Below are 1,074 nucleotides of genomic sequence, written 5' to 3' on the forward strand. Positions count from 1 at the left end.
CCCATTGTTTCCAACGGCAAAGTTACCTACATATTCGTTGTTACCTTCACGGGTGTAGGCCACAAAAGTATTGTCGCCTTGGCTAGATGCTAATAAGTAGCCTGTACCATTTTTGCCGTAATAAATGGTCAGTCCTTCTACGTCATCGGTGAGGTTAGTACCGCCCAAATCTCTGACTTGATCAATTAGCTTGCCAGTTGTACCACCGTTTGGTTCTGCTTGGAACTTCCAGATACCGACATTTTCCTGGCCGATGTAGAGGAAACCAGTTTCCTGGTCTACTACCATACCCTCTGTTTGCGGATCGCGTCCCTCAATTGTTGGTACGGTAAATTCTCGGACTCGTTCAATACCAATTTTGCCATTACCTTTGTCAATCAGCTTAAACTGAGCGACATCACCAGTTTCGCGGCGATTGGCAAAGACATAATAATCATTGGTGATTGGACTACGGTACAATGCTAGCCCGTAAGCACTCCGAGAAGATGAGGAATAAGGTTCTGCAAAAGGTAACCCTTGGAAGAGAGTACCAAGGCTGCTGTCGGTAATATCTTCCAGGTAATTGCCGTCAGTGCCAGGATTGGGGTTAATTTTGAAGATTGCTAGTTTATCATTGTTGCGATCGCTAGCTACGGCAATATCAACTGATTGATTGCCTAATTTAAAACCGTATTGCAGGTCAATGTTGTTGTAGCGAATACCACCGGGATTAATTGTCTCTAACAAATTACCAGACAAGTCATAAACCCGCAGTCCGCCATTTTTCACTGAGGTTAATACTAGGCTATCAGCAGAATTTGTAGCATTAATATAGATGGCAGGATCATCAGCGTCGGCACGTTGATCGACTGGGAGCGTTTCATCATCCAACAAATCGGGACGAGTTTCTACCGTGGGTGCAGCAGTGGGAACTAAGTCTGCATTCAGTGTGAGGATTTGGGTAAATTGGCTCTGGTTGAAGTTGTTATCACTTACCAGCACAATCGACTGGCTACCATCTGCTAATTTGGGGCCAAAGGTGATGCCTTCGATATTATCTGTACCGTTAGGCAAATCCAGATCATTTAAATTTAA

General features: G+C 44.3%; 1 protein-coding gene. It reads right to left on the reverse strand.

From position 1 onward, the window contains the following. The coding region (locus ACWATR_RS40335) for a phytase (protein ID WP_460346079.1) at positions 1-1,074 on the reverse strand (1,074 nt) is incomplete at both ends.

Source organism: Nostoc sp. UIC 10890 (genome assembly GCF_054786515.1).